The organism is Pseudomonas sp. NPDC089741 (assembly GCF_044748825.1).
Classification (GTDB): Bacteria; Pseudomonadota; Gammaproteobacteria; order Pseudomonadales; family Pseudomonadaceae; genus Aquipseudomonas; species Aquipseudomonas helmanticensis.
The window spans coordinates 138,334-155,871 of record NZ_JBIVGT010000010.1 but is presented as its reverse complement, the minus strand read 5'-3'; the positions used below and the strand labels follow the sequence as shown (position 1 = coordinate 155,871).

At 59.2% G+C, this 17,538-nt stretch carries 15 protein-coding genes and 1 tRNA gene; 5 read left to right on the top strand and 11 right to left on the bottom strand.

Annotated features, from left to right (window positions below; genetic code table 11):
* The 5 genes from ybgF to nadA all read left to right on the top strand — a co-directional run.
* Positions 1 to 739, top strand: a 739-nt coding sequence (gene ybgF / locus ACIPZE_RS13295; protein ID WP_400773220.1) for a tol-pal system protein YbgF, incomplete at its 5' end; no start/stop codon positions are given.
* Between the two features lie 166 nt (positions 740 to 905).
* Complete coding sequence (queE, locus tag ACIPZE_RS13290; RefSeq protein WP_283439246.1) at positions 906 to 1,553, top strand: 7-carboxy-7-deazaguanine synthase QueE; 648 nt, start codon at positions 906 to 908, stop codon at positions 1,551 to 1,553.
* A gap of 1 nt (position 1,554) precedes the next feature.
* Positions 1,555 to 2,247 (top strand): 7-cyano-7-deazaguanine synthase QueC, encoded by a 693-nt coding sequence (gene queC, locus ACIPZE_RS13285; protein ID WP_283439245.1) that lies wholly within the window; start codon positions 1,555 to 1,557, stop codon positions 2,245 to 2,247.
* A 62-nt stretch (positions 2,248 to 2,309) separates the two neighbouring features.
* Positions 2,310 to 2,385: transfer RNA gene (locus ACIPZE_RS13280), tRNA-Lys, on the top strand.
* 271 nt (positions 2,386 to 2,656) lie between these two features.
* Positions 2,657 to 3,715: a quinolinate synthase NadA gene (gene nadA / locus ACIPZE_RS13275; RefSeq protein ID WP_095112279.1), complete on the top strand. Its 1,059-nt coding sequence runs from the start codon at positions 2,657 to 2,659 to the stop codon at positions 3,713 to 3,715.
* Between the two features lie 83 nt (positions 3,716 to 3,798).
* Here nadA and ACIPZE_RS13270 read toward each other — a convergent pair whose 3' ends face one another.
* The 11 genes from ACIPZE_RS13270 to arcA form a co-directional block, all read right to left on the bottom strand.
* A complete protein-coding gene (locus ACIPZE_RS13270) occupies positions 3,799 to 4,287 on the bottom strand; it encodes an RDD family protein (protein WP_129395221.1) in 489 nt (162 codons plus the stop codon).
* A gap of 97 nt (positions 4,288 to 4,384) precedes the next feature.
* Positions 4,385 to 4,597 carry a cold-shock protein gene (locus ACIPZE_RS13265; protein WP_003227496.1) on the bottom strand — a complete coding sequence of 71 codons (213 nt, stop codon included), beginning with the start codon at positions 4,595 to 4,597 and terminating at the stop codon, positions 4,385 to 4,387.
* Between the two features lie 404 nt (positions 4,598 to 5,001).
* The gene (gcvT, locus tag ACIPZE_RS13260) at positions 5,002 to 6,126 is read right to left on the bottom strand and encodes a glycine cleavage system aminomethyltransferase GcvT (protein WP_283439244.1); all 1,125 of its coding nucleotides are present in this window, start codon (positions 6,124 to 6,126) and stop codon (positions 5,002 to 5,004) included.
* A gap of 168 nt (positions 6,127 to 6,294) precedes the next feature.
* Positions 6,295 to 7,671 carry an L-serine ammonia-lyase gene (locus ACIPZE_RS13255; protein ID WP_400773217.1) on the bottom strand — a complete coding sequence of 459 codons (1,377 nt, stop codon included), beginning with the start codon at positions 7,669 to 7,671 and terminating at the stop codon, positions 6,295 to 6,297.
* Between the two features lie 187 nt (positions 7,672 to 7,858).
* Complete coding sequence (gene gcvP / locus ACIPZE_RS13250) at positions 7,859 to 10,711, bottom strand: aminomethyl-transferring glycine dehydrogenase (RefSeq protein WP_400773215.1); 2,853 nt, start codon at positions 10,709 to 10,711, stop codon at positions 7,859 to 7,861.
* Positions 10,712 to 10,722: 11 nt separating this feature from the next.
* Positions 10,723 to 11,106 (bottom strand): glycine cleavage system protein GcvH, encoded by a 384-nt coding sequence (gene gcvH, locus ACIPZE_RS13245; RefSeq protein WP_283439241.1) that lies wholly within the window; start codon positions 11,104 to 11,106, stop codon positions 10,723 to 10,725.
* Positions 11,107 to 11,529: 423 nt separating this feature from the next.
* A complete protein-coding gene (locus ACIPZE_RS13240; protein WP_158831187.1) occupies positions 11,530 to 13,038 on the bottom strand; it encodes a sigma-54-dependent transcriptional regulator in 1,509 nt (502 codons plus the stop codon).
* 653 nt (positions 13,039 to 13,691) lie between these two features.
* Positions 13,692 to 14,054, bottom strand: a complete 363-nt coding sequence (locus tag ACIPZE_RS13235) for a DUF5064 family protein (protein ID WP_283439239.1) — start codon at positions 14,052 to 14,054, stop codon at positions 13,692 to 13,694.
* Between the two features lie 62 nt (positions 14,055 to 14,116).
* Positions 14,117 to 15,046, bottom strand: a complete 930-nt coding sequence (gene arcC, locus ACIPZE_RS13230; protein WP_129395215.1) for a carbamate kinase — start codon at positions 15,044 to 15,046, stop codon at positions 14,117 to 14,119.
* Between the two features lie 141 nt (positions 15,047 to 15,187).
* Positions 15,188 to 16,198, bottom strand: a complete 1,011-nt coding sequence (locus ACIPZE_RS13225) for an ornithine carbamoyltransferase (protein WP_283439238.1) — start codon at positions 16,196 to 16,198, stop codon at positions 15,188 to 15,190.
* Between the two features lie 69 nt (positions 16,199 to 16,267).
* Entirely contained in the window at positions 16,268 to 17,524 is a 1,257-nt protein-coding gene (gene arcA / locus ACIPZE_RS13220) for an arginine deiminase (protein WP_400773212.1), read from the bottom strand.
* Positions 17,525 to 17,538 lie beyond the last annotated feature (14 nt).

The window sequence follows — 17,538 nt, the reverse complement described above, 5'->3', positions numbered from 1 at the left end:
CAATAGCGGGAGCAGTTATCCGCCTGCAGGTTACGGTACGAACGGCGCCTATGCCGGGGGAGCGGCTTCGGCCCCTGCCTCGGCACAAGGCATGCTGTTCAACCAATTGCAACAGATGCAGGATCAGATATCGCGCCAGCAAGGTGTGATCGAAGAACTGCAGAATCAGGTTGCGCGCATGAAGCAGGAATCCCTGGAGCGATACCAGGATCTTGATCGGCGCATAGGATCCGGCGTTGCACCTGCCGCGACTCCTGAGAATTCTTCTGCCGGTGGCGATGCAAGTGCTGCTGCCGGTGCTGCTGCTGGCGCCGGGGCTGCTACTGCTGCCCAGGCACCTGCTGCAAGCAGCGAACCGGGTGATCCGGCCAAGGAAAAGCTGTATTACGATGCCGCTTTCGACCTGATCAAAGCCAAGGATTTCGACAAGGCCAGCCAGGCTTTCTCGGCATTCCTGCGCAAATACCCGAACAGCCAATACGCGGGCAATGCCCAGTACTGGTTGGGCGAAGTCAATCTGGCCAAAGGCGATCTGCAAGGTGCAGGTCAGGCTTTTGCCAAGGTTTCGCAGCTGTATCCCAAGCACGCCAAAGTGCCGGATTCGCTGTACAAGCTGGCTGATGTAGAACGCCGCCTCGGTCACACCGACAAGGTCAAAGGTATTCTGCAGCAGGTGGTGGCCCAATATCCGGGTACCTCCGCCGCTCAGTTGGCGCAACGCGATCTGCAACGCATGTAAGCAAGCTTGACCCGTTTGGAAGAAACCCGCGCTTATCGCGGGTTTTTTCGTTAGAATTCACGCCCTTTTTCTGAAACACGCTTCTTGTGATTCGCGCGTTGGCGGGATTACCTGAAGTGCCTGACGGAGGCGGACAGCCTGTTTAGCTGTTACGCCCGTGGCGACTATGCAAGACACATTGAGAATCACCGAAGTTTTCTACTCTTTGCAGGGGGAAACGCGGACTGCCGGGCTGCCCACTGTTTTTGTGCGCCTGACCGGTTGCCCATTGCGTTGCCAATACTGCGACAGCGCCTATGCCTTCAGTGGCGGCACCGTGCGTACCCTCGACGATATCCTCGAGCAAGTGGCCGGGTTTCGCCCGCGCTACGTCTGTGTGACCGGCGGTGAGCCGTTGGCACAGCCCAATTCCATTCCTTTAATTAAACAGTTGTGTGATGCCGGTTACGAGGTCTCGCTGGAAACCAGCGGTGCCCTCGATATTTCGGCTGTCGATCCGCGCGTCAGTCGTGTGGTCGACCTGAAAACACCGGGCTCGAAAGAAGCCCATCGCAACCGTTACGAAAATATCGAATTGCTGACCCCCAACGATCAGGTGAAGTTTGTCATCTGTTCGCGGGAAGACTATGACTGGGCGGTATCGAAATTGATCCAGTACGGGCTTGATCGACGTGCGGGTGAAGTGCTGTTCTCCCCAAGTCATCATGACCTCAATGCCAGGGATCTGGCGGATTGGGTGGTGGCAGACAACCTGCCAGTGCGCCTGCAACTGCAGCTGCATAAATATCTATGGAATGATGAGCCGGGGCGCTGATATGACTGAACAACTGAACACTAGCGAAAAACGTGCGGTAATCCTGCTGTCCGGTGGCTTGGACTCGGCCACCGTCGTAGCGATGGCCCGTGCTGAAGGCTATGCCTGCTACACCATGAGCTTCGACTACGGTCAGCGCTCCCACGCCGAATTGCACGCCGCTGCACGCGTCGCCCGTGACCTGGGCGTAGTTGAGCACAAGGTGATTGGGCTGAACCTCGACGGCATGGGCGGCTCGGCCCTGACCGACACCCGCATCGACATTCCGGAAGCGTTGGGCGAAGGCATTCCAGTGACCTACGTGCCAGCGCGTAACACGGTGTTCCTGTCGCTGGCATTGGGCTGGGCAGAAGTGCTTGGCGCGCGTGACATCTTTATTGGTGTAAACGCGGTGGACTACTCCGGTTACCCGGATTGCCGTCCGGAGTTCATCGAGTCGTTCGAGCGCATGGCCAATCTGGCGACCAAGGCTGGCGTGGAAGGCAATGGCTTCCGTATCCAGGCGCCGTTGCAGAATCTGAGCAAGGCGCAAATCGTCCAGGCAGGCGTGAAGCTCGGCGTTGATTATGGCCTGACCGTTTCCTGCTATCAGGCCGACGATGACGGCCGCGCGTGCGCCAAATGCGACAGCTGCCGCCTGCGTGCAGAAGGCTTTGCAGCCGCTGGTGTGGACGACCCAACACCTTATTTTTGATTATTTTCAAAAAGGTGTTGAATAGTCCTTAAAAATCAGTATTATACGCGCCACCACACAGCGGGTCGTTAGCTCAGTTGGTAGAGCAGTTGGCTTTTAACCAATTGGTCGTAGGTTCGAATCCCACACGACCCACCATATTTGGCGGTTTAGAAAATCCGGAAGGCCCACGAAAGTGAGGATTTCCGGGTTTTTTTTTGCCTGCAATTCGGCCATGCGTTATTTCAGTGCCGGCGGCGCTGACGCAGGTCAGAATCATCTTTTGTATCAACGGGATATTCTGTAGCCTTGCGCAGCTTCAACGCTGTCCGTGCCTGATAATACTCACTCTCCCGGCGGTACCCTCAAGCGGTCCGGAGCCGGGTGTATACTCGACTTTCGCGCGAACGCGCCTGCAGGTCTTGCGAACATGACGCAGATTTCCGAACGCCTTCTGGTTCAAGCCCACCTCGATGCCAAACAGCCCAAACCGCTGACGGCCGAGGAAGAGGCTTATTACCGTACTGCCATTGCCGCCGAGCTCAAGGCTCAGGACGCGGTGCTGGTAGCCCACTTCTATTGCGACCCGGTGATTCAGGCCTTAGCCGAAGAAACCGGCGGTTGCGTGTCTGACTCCCTGGAAATGGCGCGCTTCGGCAACGCCCACCCGGCCAAGACTGTAGTAGTCGCCGGTGTGAAGTTCATGGGCGAGACCGCGAAGATTCTCAACCCGGAAAAACGCGTGCTGATGCCGACGCTGGACGCGACCTGCTCGCTCGACCTCGGTTGCCCGGTCGATGAGTTCTCGGCGTTCTGTGATCAGCACCCGGAGCGTACGGTGGTGGTTTACGCCAATACCTCCGCAGCGGTTAAAGCTCGCGCTGACTGGGTGGTGACATCGAGTTGTGCGCTGGAGATCGTCGAAAGCCTGATGGACAACGGCGAGACGATCATCTGGGGGCCGGACAAGCACCTGGGCACCTACATCCAGCGCAAGACCGGCGCTGACATGTTGCTCTGGGACGGCGCCTGCATCGTTCACGAAGAGTTCAAGTCCAAGCAGCTTGAGGACATGAAGGCGCTGTACCCGGACGCCGCCATTCTGGTGCACCCGGAGTCGCCGACATCGGTGATCGAGCTGGCGGACGCTGTCGGCTCCACCAGTCAGTTGATCGCTGCCGCGCAGAGCCTGCCGAACAAGACCCTGATCGTCGCGACCGACCGTGGCATCTTCTACAAGATGCAGCAGCTGTGCCCGGACAAGGTCTTCATCGAGGCGCCAACCGCCGGTAACGGCGCTGCCTGCCGCAGTTGCGCACATTGCCCGTGGATGGCCATGAATACCCTTGAGCGCACGCTGAAGAGCTTGAAGGAAGGCACGAACGAGATCTTTGTTGATCCGGCGCTGATTCCGCAGGCAATTCGCCCGCTCAAGCGCATGCTCGACTTTACCCAGGCTGCACGGATGAAGCTCGCCGGTAACGCCTGAAAGCAAAAGATCGCAGCCTGCGGCAGCTCCTACATAGTTCGGTGTAGGAGCTGCCGCAGGCTGCGATCTTTTTTTATGGGCGCTTACTTTTGTTTCTTCGGGACTCGTACGACGCGAGTGTCCGAGTAGATGTCATGCCACGTGCGCTTCTGCTTGTCATACAGCGACCAGAAGAATCCCAGCCCCACGCACAACCACGACGCAATCGACACCATGAAGCGCAGCAGCGCCTGCCACAGGCTGATTGCCGTGCCGTTGGCGTTCTGCACACGAATGCCCCACACCTGCATGCCCAGTGTCTGCCCGCCATGGGTCCAGAACTTGGCGAAAAACCCAAACAGCACCAGCAGCAGCACTGTCGAATACAGAGGATCGCCATCGAGCTTGCCGGCATCGGTCATGATCCGCAGTCGCTCTTCGCCGATGATTGCCGCCTGGATCATCTTGTAGATGCCACCGGTCACGATCAGCAGGGCAGTGCACAACAGGAAGTCATAGAACATCGCTGCCAGACGACGACCAAGGCCAACGGGAGGAAAGTCCCCTTGGGGCGTGAGCAGGTTTTTCGACATGGCAGCCTCTGGACGCAAAATGAAGTGCCATTTTACGGATTCGCGCACACAAAAAAGCCCCTGATATCAATATCAGGGGCTTTTTCGTTACAGAAGATCAGGCTTCTGCTTGTACTTCGTCAGCCTGCATGCCTTTCTGGCCTTGCACAGCAACGAAAGTCACTTTCTGGCCTTCTTTCAGGCTTTTGAAGCCGTTGCCCTGAATGGCGCGGAAATGCACGAACAGATCCGGACCGCTTTCTGGAGTGATAAAACCAAAACCTTTCTCGTCGTTAAACCACTTGACGGTACCGCTCTGACGTGTGGACATTTCTTATTTCCTTTGACGCAAAAAATTAATGACAGCCTCTTTCTCATGAAAGAGTACTGGGGCTGGTTGCAGGAGAGTAAGAAGACGTCGAACGGGATGTAGCTAACTTGTAGGCTACTGCCCAGGTCACGATTCCAAGCTGACCCATGCAAACACAGTGGACAAACTCTACGCCAACTACGGGAGAAAAAACAAGCCCCGTAAATGGCCCGGTTTTACTGCGCTTCAGGTAGTTAGGTAGCCCGCTAGTTCGGGCTTAGACGATTCGCTTGTTCAATTGTTTTCGATCGTTATAAGCAAAGTTCATATTCGAATCAGTTGATAGAAAATGCACTTTTTTGTGGCGATTGCGTTACACATTAGTGCACGTATTACGCAATCGCGTTACTTATAGAAACAGTCAATCAACCACGATAGTAGCGTTGCGCAACAAATGGCATTTTGCTTACAAGCATTGCTACCTTTTTCCCACGCACGATTGCCCAAACGGTTGTATCAAGGGTGACATAAGCGCTGTCGAGGTAACCCATTGCGAGCGGACCGCCCAGAGTCGGACCGAAACCGCCGCTGCACACGCTACCGACGATATCGCCGGCTTCGTTGACGATTTCTGCGCCTTCACGCACCGGAGTGCGTTCTTGCGGCAGCAGGCCGACGCGTTTGCGGGCGACGCCATTCTGTTGCTGGGCAAAAATGTTTTCCGCCCCCGGGAACCCACCGGCGCGGGCACCATCGGCGCGGCGTGGCTTGGAGATCGCCCACAACAGGCTCGCTTCGATCGGTGTGGTCTCGGTGTTCATGTCGTGGCCGTACAGGCACAAGCCGGCTTCCAGACGCAGCGAGTCGCGAGCACCAAGGCCAATGGCCTGGACTTCCGGTTCGGCGAGCAGAGCGCGCGCAAGTTTTTCCGCGTCCGCGGCCGGTACCGAGATTTCGAAACCGTCTTCACCGGTGTAACCCGAACGGCTGACAAAGCAATCCACGCCCAACAACGACACGCGGTTGAACTGCATGAAGGTCATCTTCGCTACTTCTGGCGCAAGACGCGCCAGCACGGTAACGGCTGCCGGACCTTGCAACGCCAACAGCGCGCGCTCTTCGAACAGCGCCGTAATGGTGCACTGATCGCCAAGGTGTTTTTGCAGGTGAGCCAGATCCTGATCCTTGCACGCGGCGTTGACCACGAGGAACAGTTCATCGTTGCCGAGGTTGGCGACCATCAGGTCATCGAGAATGCCACCGGCCTCGTTGGTGAACATCGCATAGCGCTGCATGCCGACTGGCAGGTCGATGATGTCCACCGGCACCAGGGTTTCCAGGGCTTTGGCGGCATTGGCGCCGGTCAGGCGAATCTGGCCCATGTGCGAAACATCGAACAGCCCGGCCTGCTCACGGGTGTGCTGGTGTTCTTTCATCACGCCGAGCGGGTATTGCACGGGCATGTCATAGCCGGCGAACGGCACCATGCGGGCGCCGAGTTCGATGTGCAGAGCGTGCAGCGGGGTTTTCGACAGTTGTTCGGTAGACATGCGTGGCTCCTTGAAAATGTGGTTCGGGGATCGGGGGCAAGATCGAGATCAAGAGCCCCTCACCCCAGCCCTCTCCCGGAGGGAGAGGGAGTTAGTTACGTTGCTCTCCCGGAGGGAGAGGGGGCTAAATGCGATCGTCTCCCTGAGGGAGGCGGAGTTAAATAAGGCTCAGCATTCGATAATGTTGACCGCCAGACCGCCGCGGGCAGTCTCCTTGTATTTGCTTTTCATGTCGGCGCCGGTCTGGCGCATGGTGCGGATGACTTTGTCGAGGGAGACGAAATGCTGGCCGTCGCCACGCATGGCCATGCGCACGGCGTTGATGGCTTTCACCGAGCCCATCGCGTTGCGCTCGATGCACGGCACTTGCACCAGCCCGCCAATCGGGTCGCAGGTCAGGCCGAGGTTGTGTTCCATACCGATTTCCGCAGCGTTCTCGACTTGCTGAACACTGCCGCCGAGCACTTCACACAGCGCACCGGCCGCCATCGAACAGGCCACACCGACTTCACCCTGGCAGCCGACTTCGGCGCCGGAGATCGAGGCATTTTCCTTGTACAAAATGCCAATGGCCGCCGCCGTAAGCAGAAACCGTACGACGCCGTCGTCAGTCGCACCGGGGATAAAACGCATGTAGTAATGCAGCACCGCCGGAATAATCCCGGCCGCACCGTTGGTGGGCGCGGTGACCACGCGCCCGCCGTTGGCGTTTTCTTCGTTGACGGCGAGTGCGTAAAGGTTAACCCAGTCGAGTACCGACAACGGATCGCGCAGTGCCGATTCCGGGTTTTTGCACAGTTGCCGATGCAGCGCTGCCGCACGGCGCTTGACCTTCAAACCGCCGGGCAAGATGCCTTCGTTGCGGCAACCCGCAGCCACGCAGTCCTGCATCACCTGCCAGATTTTCAGCAGCCCGGCACGGGTTTCCGCTTCCGGGCGCCAGGCACTTTCGTTGGTCAGCATCAACTGGCTGATCGACAGACCGTAGGTAGCGCAATGACCGAGCAAGTCCTTGGCGCTTTTGAACGGGAAGGTCAGCGGTGTGGCGTCTTCGACGATGCGGTCGGCACCGGCCGCGTCTTCATCGACGACAAAACCGCCGCCGACCGAGTAGTACTCACGGCTGCGGATCTGCAGGCCCGCTGCATCAAAGGCGCGAAAGATCATGCCGTTGGGGTGATAGGCCAGCGGCTTGCGAATCATCGCCAGATGTTCTTTCTCGTTGAACGCAATGCTGTGTTCACCGAGCAGATTCAAACGGCCATTGCCGCGAATTTCTTGCAGGCGCGCGGCGACGGTTTCGGTATCGACGGTGTCCGGGTGTTCGCCTTCGAGGCCGAGCAGCACGGCTTTGTCGCTGCCGTGACCTTTACCGGTGGCGCCGAGGGAACCGTAGAGTTCAATGCGCACGCTGGCGGTGGTTGCCAGCAGGTTTTCACGTCGCAGGCCTTCAGCGAAACGCGCAGCAGCACGCATCGGGCCGACGGTGTGGGAACTGGAGGGGCCGATGCCAATCTTGAACAGGTCGAACACGCTTAACGACATGAGTGGTTCTCCGGTTTCTTGTTATAGGAATTGGCGAAACATCAGGCTGGTTAAATCCCCCTGTAGGAGCTGCCGAAGGCTGCGATCTTTTGATCCTGATCTTTCAACAGCAAGATCAAAAGATCGCAGCCTTCGGCAGCTCCTACAGGTGAGTCGATGGGGGGCGAGTGGCTCGCCCCCTACACGTTTAAGCGTAGCTTTCGATCGACGGGCAGGCGCAGACCAGATTGCGGTCACCGAAGACGTTGTCGACGCGACCGACCGGCGGCCAGTATTTGCCTTCGATCAACGAAGCAACCGGATACACGGCTTGCTCGCGGCTGTACGGGTGCGTCCACTCGCCAACCAGTTCCGCTGCGGTGTGCGGAGCGTTTTTCAGCGGGTTGTCGTCCTTGTCCAGCGTGCCGTTTTCCACTGCGCGGATTTCTTCGCGGATGCGGATCATGGCGTCGCAGAAGCGATCGAGTTCTTCCTTGGATTCACTTTCGGTCGGCTCGATCATCAGCGTGCCGGCGACCGGGAACGACATGGTCGGCGCGTGGAAACCGAAGTCGATCAGGCGCTTGGCGACGTCATCAACGCTGATGCCGCTGCTGTCTTTCAACGGACGCAGATCCAGAATGCACTCGTGCGCCACCAGACCGTTGCTGCCGGTGTACAGCACTGGGTAGTGCTCTTCCAGACGACGGGAAATGTAGTTGGCGTTGAGGATCGCCAGTTGCGAAGCGCGTTTCAGGCCTGCGCCGCCCATCATGCGAATGTACATCCAGGTGATCGGCAAAATGCTCGCGCTGCCGAACGGTGCCGCGCAGACCGCGCCTTCTTTGCGCTCCATCTGGCCGTGGCCGGGCAGGAACGGCGTCAGGTGCGACTTGACGCCAATCGGGCCAACGCCCGGGCCGCCACCGCCGTGGGGGATGCAGAAAGTTTTGTGCAGGTTCAGGTGGGAGACGTCGCCGCCGAACTTGCCCGGTGCGCACAGGCCGACCATCGCGTTCATGTTGGCGCCGTCGATGTACACCTGGCCGCCGTTGTCATGAATGATCCCGCAGATTTCGCGGATGCCTTCTTCGAACACGCCGTGGGTCGACGGGTAAGTGATCATCAGCGCGGCGAGGTGTTCGCGGTGCTCGATGGCTTTGGCACGCAGGTCTTCGATGTCGACGTTGCCGCGGGCATCGCACGCAGTCACGACAACGCGCATGCCAGCCATGTTGGCGGTGGCCGGGTTAGTGCCGTGGGCGGACGACGGGATCAGGCAGATGTCGCGACGCTCATCGCCACGACTCTGGTGATAAGCGCGGATGGCCAGCAGGCCAGCGTATTCACCTTGCGAACCGGCGTTCGGTTGCAGCGAGATCGCGTCGTAACCGGTGGCGGCGCAGAGCATTGCTTCCAGTTCGTCGGTCAATTGCTGATAACCGGCGCTCTGTGCGGCTGGGGCGAACGGGTGCAGCGCACCGAATTCAGCCCAAGTCACCGGGATCATTTCGCTGGCGGCGTTGAGTTTCATGGTGCACGAGCCCAGCGGGATCATGGTGCGATCCAGTGCCAGGTCCTTGTCCGCCAGTTTGCGCAGGTAGCGCATCAGCTCGGTTTCCGAGTGATAACGGTTGAACACCGGGTGGCTGAGGATTGGCGACTGACGTACCAGCGCAGCAGGAATAGTGCTCTGAACGGAAGCGGCGAGAGCAGCGAAGTCCGGCAGGGTCTTGCCGTCGGCGAACAGGCCCCACAGGGTTTCGATATCAGCCTGCGTGGTGGTTTCATCGACCGACAGGCCCAGACGCTGAGTGTCGATCACGCGCAGGTTGATCTGCGCAGCGTGCGCCTTGTCGTACAGCGCGGCGGTTTGCGCGCCGGTGGCCACGGTCAGGGTGTCGAAGAAACTGGCTTGTTCGACTTTCGCGCCCAGCGCGGTCAGGCCCTTGGCCAGAATCGCGGTCAGGTGATGCACGCGGTTGGCGATCTGCGTCAGGCCTTTCGGGCCATGGTAGACGGCGTACATGCTGGCGATGTTGGCCAGCAGCACTTGCGCGGTGCAGATGTTCGACGTGGCCTTCTCGCGACGGATGTGTTGCTCGCGGGTCTGCATCGCCAGACGCAGTGCCGGCTTGCCGAAACGGTCAACCGAAACACCGACCAGACGGCCCGGCATGTCGCGCTTGAACGCATCCTTGGTGGAGAAATAAGCGGCGTGCGGGCCACCGAAGCCCAGCGGCACGCCGAAACGTTGCGCAGAACCGATAGCGACATCGGCGCCGAACTCACCCGGAGCGGTCAGCAAGGTCAGGGCCAACAGGTCAGCGGCCACGGCCACCAACGCGTTGGCGGCGTGGAAGCGTTCGGTCAGTTCGCGGTAGTCGAACACGTCACCGTTGCTGGCCGGGTATTGCAGCAGTGCGCCGAAGAACGGCGTCACGTCAGTCAGTTCACGCTCATCGCCCACTACAACTTCAATACCCAGCGGCTCGGCACGGGTGCGCAGCACGTCGAGGGTTTGCGGGTGGCTGTGGATCGAGGCGAAGAATTGGTGGCTGCCTTTGTTCTTGCTCAGGCGTTTGCAGAAGGTCATGGCTTCGGCAGCGGCGGTGGCTTCGTCGAGCAAGGATGCGTTGGCGATCGGCAGACCGGTGAGGTCGCTGATCATCGTCTGGAAGTTCAGCAGCGCTTCGAGACGGCCCTGGGAAATTTCCGGCTGGTACGGGGTGTAAGCGGTGTACCAGGCCGGGTTTTCCAGCAGGTTACGCAGGATCGGCGACGGCGTGTGGCAGTTGTAGTAGCCCTGGCCGATGTAAGTCTTGAACAGCTGATTCTTGCCGGCAATGCCTTTAATCATCGCCAGGGCATCGGCTTCGCTGAGGCCGTCGTCCAGGCCGAGCACGCTGGTGCCCTTGATGCTTTCCGGGATGACGCTGGCGCTCAGCGCTTCGAGCGAATCGAAACCGAGGCTGTTGAGCATGGCTTGCTCGTCACCGGCGCGCGGGCCGATGTGACGGGCGATGAATTCGTTGGCGGTTCCGAGGTTGATTTGGCTCATGTCGGTATTCCTCAGGCTTCGGCTTGGGCTTTGATCAGACGGTCGTACGCGTCCTGGTCGAGCAGTTTGCCGACAGCGGCGGCGTCGCTTGGCTGGAAGCGGAAGAACCAGCCTTGGCCCAGCGGATCTTCATTGACCAGTTCCGGGCTGTCTTCCAGCGCCGGGTTGGTCGCCAGCACGTCGCCGTCGAGCGGCATGTACACGCCGCTGGCAGCTTTCACCGATTCCACGGTGGCGGCTTCGGCGCCTTTTTCGTAAGCCTGCAGCTCAGGCAGTTGCACGAACACCACGTCGCCCAAGGCATTCTGCGCGAAAGCGGTGATGCCGACAGTAACGCTGCCGTCAGCTTCGGTGCGCAGCCATTCGTGATCTTCAGTAAAACGCAACTCGCTCATGGAAACTCCTCAGGGGGCCAGACTCGTCTGGTGGACGCGGTGGAAGGCTTGGGCAGGGAAGCCCTTTATTTATGAGGGGTTGATTAGCAAGAACGCGGCCAATGTTGATTTATCTTTATAAATCAATAGGTTAATTGTTTTGCTGAGACGATTTGAACTGAGACCTGTAGCGAAATCGCTACAGGCTGGAGCGGGGAGAAAAGCTGAACGGGATCAAAGCCTTGCACAGCAGTGATCAGAGGAGAGTGTAGCGATATCGTTCCGCTGTAGCGCTTTCAGTACAGATGAAGGTCGCTTTTAGCGCAGAAAGCGAATCTCAAATGTAGGAGCTGCCGAAGGCTGCGATCTTTTGACTTTGGTCCTTAAAAACAAAATCAAAAGATCGCAGCCTTCGGCAGCTCCTACAGGGGATTTTTGGTGTGTTCAGGGTTTGTTGGGGATGCCGTATTTGCGTAGACGATGGGCAATCGCGGTGTGCGAGGTTTGCAGGCGGCTGGCCAGTTGGCGGGTCGAGGGGTAGCTGACGTAGAGTTTTTCCAGCAGCGCTTTCTCAAAGGATTCGACCGCTTGTTCGAGGCTGTCGACGTCGCTGTCGGTCTGACGTGCGACGGAAGTGCCAGCGATGTCGAGGTCGCCGATATCCACCAGGCTGCTCTCGCAAATCGCTGCGGCGCGGAAGATCACGTTCTGCAATTGCCGCACGTTCCCCGGCCAGCGATTACCGAGCAATGCAGGATAAGTCCCCGGTGCGAGGCGGCAGACCGGTCGCTGAATCTGCGCGCAAGCCTGCTGCATGAAATAGCGCGCCAACAGCAGAATGTCCTGGCCGCGTTCCCGCAGCGGCGGCACTTCAACGTTGAGCACGTTAAGGCGATAGAACAGGTCTTCGCGGAACAGGCCTTCGCTGACCATTTTCTCCAGATCGCGGTGAGTCGCGCTGAGGATGCGCACGTTGACCTTCACCTCGCGATCACCGCCAACGCGGCGGAAGCTGCCGTCGTTCAAGAAGCGCAGTAACTTGGCCTGCAAGTACGGCGACATCTCGCCGATCTCATCGAGAAACACCGTGCCCTGGTTGGCCAGTTCCATCAGCCCCGGTTTGCCGCCACGCGCCGCACCGGTGAAGGCGCCGGGGGCGTAGCCGAACAGTTCGCTCTCGGCGAGGTTCTCCGGCAGCGCTGCGCAGTTCAACGCCAGAAAAGGCGCGCTGTGCCGCGCACTGATCGCGTGGCAGGCTCGGGCGACCAGTTCTTTGCCGGTGCCGGTTTCGCCCTGGATCAACAGTGGCGCATCAAGGGCAGCAACTCTTTGCGCGCGGGCCTTGAGCGTGCGGATCGCCGGGGATTCGCCGAGCAGCGCATCGAAACCTTCGGCGTGGTCGTGGTGCAACGCCGAGAGTTGTTCGCCGATACGGTTTGGCTGATACAGTGTCAACAGCGCGCCGGCATCGGTGATCGGCGTGGCGTCGAGCAACAGTGTCTGGCCGTTGACGGTGATCTCGCGCAGCGGCAGGCGGAAGCCGTGTTCGAGCAAAGTATCGAGCAGGGCTGGATCGTTGAACAATTCAGAAGCGCTTTCACCCGCTGGTTCGCGACCGTATAACGCGATCAACGCCGGGTTAGCCAAGAGCACCTTGCCGGCACTGTCGAGGGCAAGCACCGGGTCAGTCATCGCCGCCAGCAACGCATCGAGCTGCAAGTGCCGACGCTGGCCGGGAAGAATGTCGACCACGGTCACCGCTTCCACGCCGAGCACGCGAAACAACGCATCTTTCAGTTCTTCGAGCACTTGCGGGCTGAGGGTAGGCGCGTCGATGTAGACATTCGGCGGGATCATCTCCACCGCATCCAGATTGAGATTGCGCCCACCGAGGATAGCCAGGACTTCCTGGGTGATGCCGACGCGGTCGATGAAACTGACGTGGATACGCATGGGGCGGTTCAGTGATCTGCAGAGCGGAGGGTGGCAAGTATGCCTTGGGCTTGGAGAGAGGTGAAAGCAAAAGCACCCTCACCCCAGCCCTCTCCCGGAGGGAGAGGGGGTCGATTGTGGAATGCTCACGAGGTACGCCGACCTGAAAATACGGCTGTGAATCCATAAGCGACTCTGGCTTTCAGGTCGATATTTGCCGTCAGACACTTCGGTCAGTCCCCTCTCCCGGAGGGAGAGGGGGTCGATTGTGGAATGCTCACGAGGTACGCCGACCTGAAATACGGCTGTGAATCCATAAGCAACTCGGTCTTTCAGGTCGATATTTGCCGTCAGACACTTCGGTCAGTCCCCTCTCCCTCTGGGAGAGGGGGCCGATTGTGGAATGCTCACGAGGTACGCCGACCTGAAATACGGCTGTGAATCCATAAGCAACTCGGTCTTTCAGGTCGATATTTTCCGTCAGACACTTCGGTCAGTCCCCTCTCCCTCTGGGAGAGGGGGTCGATTGTGGAATGCTCACGAGGTACGCCGACCTGAAAATACGGCTGTGAATCCATAAGCGACTCAGTCTTTCAGGTCGATATTTGCCGTCAGACACTTCGGTCAGTCCCCTCTCCCTCTGGGAGAGGGCTAGGGTGAGGGGCTTTTGAGGTTTACTCGAAATGCTCGGGATTGACCGGATCCCCGGACTGCATATTCAACTTCTGCCGAATGTCTTCAAACATCAAGTCGTAATGCTTGTGCACCGAACCGATCTGGCTGTGCGCCTTGGGAATTCCGTACTTCTCGGCAATCCGGGTCACGTCACGGGCGAAGTTGTAAGCCTCTTCCTTGGGCAGGAAAAACGTTTCCTTCATGTCCTTGCCCTGCATATTGCCGTGCAGGGTGAACTGTATCCCTTTGCCTTTTTGCGGGTCGGTGAACACTTCATAGTCGAGGTGCACGTTGTAATTGACGTCATCGTCCGTCAACGCATGCCGCTCGATATGCAAATGACCAGGTTCGAATTGGGCCATGGGTTTCTCCTTTCAAGGCATGGGAGAAGGGCAGGCCTGGGGCCTGCCCCCGCAGTTTCTTCTTATCGGTAGGTGATGCCGGGCTTCGCGGTGGTCACACGAGTACCGGCGGTGCCCTGGACGATGGCTTCGATATCCGCCAGCGAACCGATCACCGCAACCTTGCCAGTATGGCGCGCGAACTCGCAGGCTGCCTGCACCTTCGGTCCCATGGAACCGGCGGCGAAACCGAGGCGTTCGAGTTCATCCGGGTGCGCTTCAGCGATGGCTTTCTGGGTCGGTTTGCCGTAGTCGATGAACGCCGCGTTGACGTCGGTGGCGATCACCAGCAGATCCGCTTCCAGTTGCTCGGCGAGCAGCGAGGAGCACAGATCTTTGTCGATCACCGCCTCGATGCCTTTGAGGTTGCGGTTCTCGTCGTACATGGTCGGAATCCCGCCGCCACCAGCGCAAATCACGATGCTGCCCTTGTCCAGCAACCACTTGATCGGGCGGATTTCGAAGATGCGTTTTGGTCGTGGGCTGGCCACGACACGACGGTACTTATCGCCATCCGGGGCAATCGCCCAGCCTTTGTCGGCGGCGAGTTTTTCCGCTTCGGCCTTGTCGTAGACCGGGCCGATCGGCTTGGTCGGGTTCTTGAAGGCGGGGTCGTTGGCGTCGACCTCAACCTGGGTCAGCAGGGTCGCGAACGGCACTTCGAAGTCGAGCAGGTTGCCCAGTTCCTGTTCGATGATGTAGCCGATCATGCCTTCGGTTTCCGCACCGAGCACGTCCAGCGGGTAAGGGGTGACGGAAGTGTAGGCCGCCGCTTGCAGCGACAGCAGACCGACTTGCGGGCCATTGCCGTGGGCGATGACCAGTTGGTTGCCGGGGTGAATCTTGGCGATTTGCTCGGTGGCGATGCGGATGTTGGCGCGCTGATTGTCAGCGGTCATCGGCTCACCACGGCGGAGCAGGGCGTTACCGCCCAGCGCTACGACGATACGCATGGTGCATGTCCTTTTCGTGTTGATCGTTCCCACGCTCTGCGTGGGAATGCCGCCACGGACGCTCCGCGTCCGCTGTGACGCAGAGCGTCACGGGATGCATTCCCACGCGGGAGCGTGGGAACGATCATGGATCAGCAGTGGTTAGAGATCAGCGAGGGTCGAGACCAGAATCGCCTTGATCGTGTGCATGCGGTTTTCCGCTTGCTCGAAGGCGATGCAGGCTGGCGACTCGAACACGTCGTCGGTCACTTCGATGCCGTTTTTCAGGTGCGGATACTGCTCGGCGATTTGCTTGCCGACTTTGGTATCGCTGTTGTGGAACGCCGGCAGGCAGTGCATGAACTTGGTGCGCGGGTTGCCGGTGGCTTTCATCAGCTCGGCGTTGACCTGATACGGCAGCAGTTGCTGGATACGTTCGGCCCAGGCTTCCACCGGTTCGCCCATCGACACCCAAACGTCGGTGTGGATGAAGTCGACGCCTTTGACCGCCGCTTTCGGGTCTTCAGTGAGGGTGATGCGCGCACCGCTTTCTTCGGCGTACTTGTTGCAGCGCTCGACCAGATCGTCATGTGGCCACAGGGCTTTCGGCGCGCAGATGCGCACGTCCATGCCGAGCTTGGCGCCGACCAGCAGCAGCGAGTTGCCCATGTTGTTGCGCGCGTCGCCGAGGTAGGCGTAGCTGATGTCATGGATCGGCTTGTCGGCGTGTTCACGCATGGTCAGCACGTCGGCGATCATTTGCGTCGGGTGATATTCATCGGTCAGGCCGTTGAACACCGGTACGCCAGCGAACTTGGCCAGCTCTTCGACGATTTCCTGTTTGAAGCCACGGTACTCGATGGCGTCGTACATGCGCCCCAGCACGCGGGCGGTGTCTTTCATGCTTTCTTTGTGACCGATCTGCGAAGAGTTCGGGTCGATGTAAGTGACGTTGGCGCCTTGGTCATACGCCGCCACTTCGAACGCGCAACGGGTACGGGTCGAAGTTTTTTCAAAGATCAGGGCGATGTTGTTGCCCTTCAGGTGCTGTTGCTCGGTGCCGGTGTATTTGGCGCGTTTGAGGTCGCGGGACAGGTCGAGCAGGTAACGCAGCTCACGTGGGGTGTGGTGTTCCAGGCTGAGCAGGTTACGGTTGTGAATGTTAAAAGCCATGATGGATCTCCTTCGGTGTCGGTTATCCCCCTGGCCGCACGTTGTAAGTGTCGGCCAGGGCTCAGAGGTTTAGTAATCGATCGGGTCGCGGATGATCGGGCAGGTCATGCAGTGGCCGCCGCCACGGCCACGGCCCAGTTCACCGGCGCTGATGGTGATGACTTCCACGCCTGCCTTGCGCAGCAGGGTGTTGGTGTAGGTGTTGCGGTCGTAGCCGATGACCACGCCCGGCTCCACGGCCACCACGTTGTTGCCGTCGTCCCACTGTTCGCGTTCGGCGGCGAAGCTGTTGCCGCCGGTTTCCACCACGCGCAGTTTTGGCAGGTTGAGGGCCTTGGCCACGGTGTCGAGGAAGGTGCCTTCTTCGCGGCGGATGTCGATGCCGCCCTGTTTGCTCTCGTCTGGGCGCAGGGTGAACGCGACAATCTGATTGACCACCTCAGGGAAAATCGTCACCAGGTCGCGGTCGCAGAAGCTGAACACGGTGTCGAGGTGCATCGCCGCGCGGGATTTTGGCAGGCCGGCAACGATGACTTTTTCCACGGCTTTGTTCTTGAACAGGTTCAGCGCCAGTTGGCCAATGGCCTGACGCGATGAACGTTCGCCCATGCCGATCAGCACCACGCCGTTGCCGATTGGCATGACGTCGCCGCCTTCAAGGGTGGAGCTGCCGTGTTCCTTGTCCGGGTCGCCGTACCAGATTTCGAATTCGGCGTTGGTGAACTGTGGATGGAATTTGTAGATGGCGGTCGCCAGCAGGGTTTCCTGGCGACGCGCCGGCCAGTACATCGGATTCAGCGTCACGCCGCCGTAAATCCAGCAGGTCGTGTCGCGGGTGAACTGGGTGTTCGGCAGCGGCGGCAGAATGAAGCTCGAATGGCCGAGGAAATCGCGGAACATCTGGATGGTCTTGCCACCGAAGCTGTCCGGCAGATCATCGGCGGACACGCCGCCAATCAGGAATTCGGCGATGTGCCGTGGTTCGAGGCTCTTCAGCCAGGATTTGACTTCGTTGATCAGGCCCAGGCCGACCGAGTCGGCGGTGACCTTGCGCTCGAGAATCCAGTCCAGCGCTTCGGGGATGGCGACGATGTCGGTCAGCAGGTTGTGCATTTCCAGCACATCGATGCCGCGCTCGCGCATTTTGGTGACGAAGTCGAAATGGTCGCGCTTGGCCTGGGCCACCCAAAGCACGTCATCGAAGAGCAGCTCGTCGCAGTTGTTCGGGGTCAGCCGCTGATGGGCCAGACTTGGGGAGCAAACCATGACTTTGCGCAGTTTGCCGGCTTCGGAATGGACGCCGTACTTAACTTTTTCCGTGGTCATTGCAGTGATCCTCC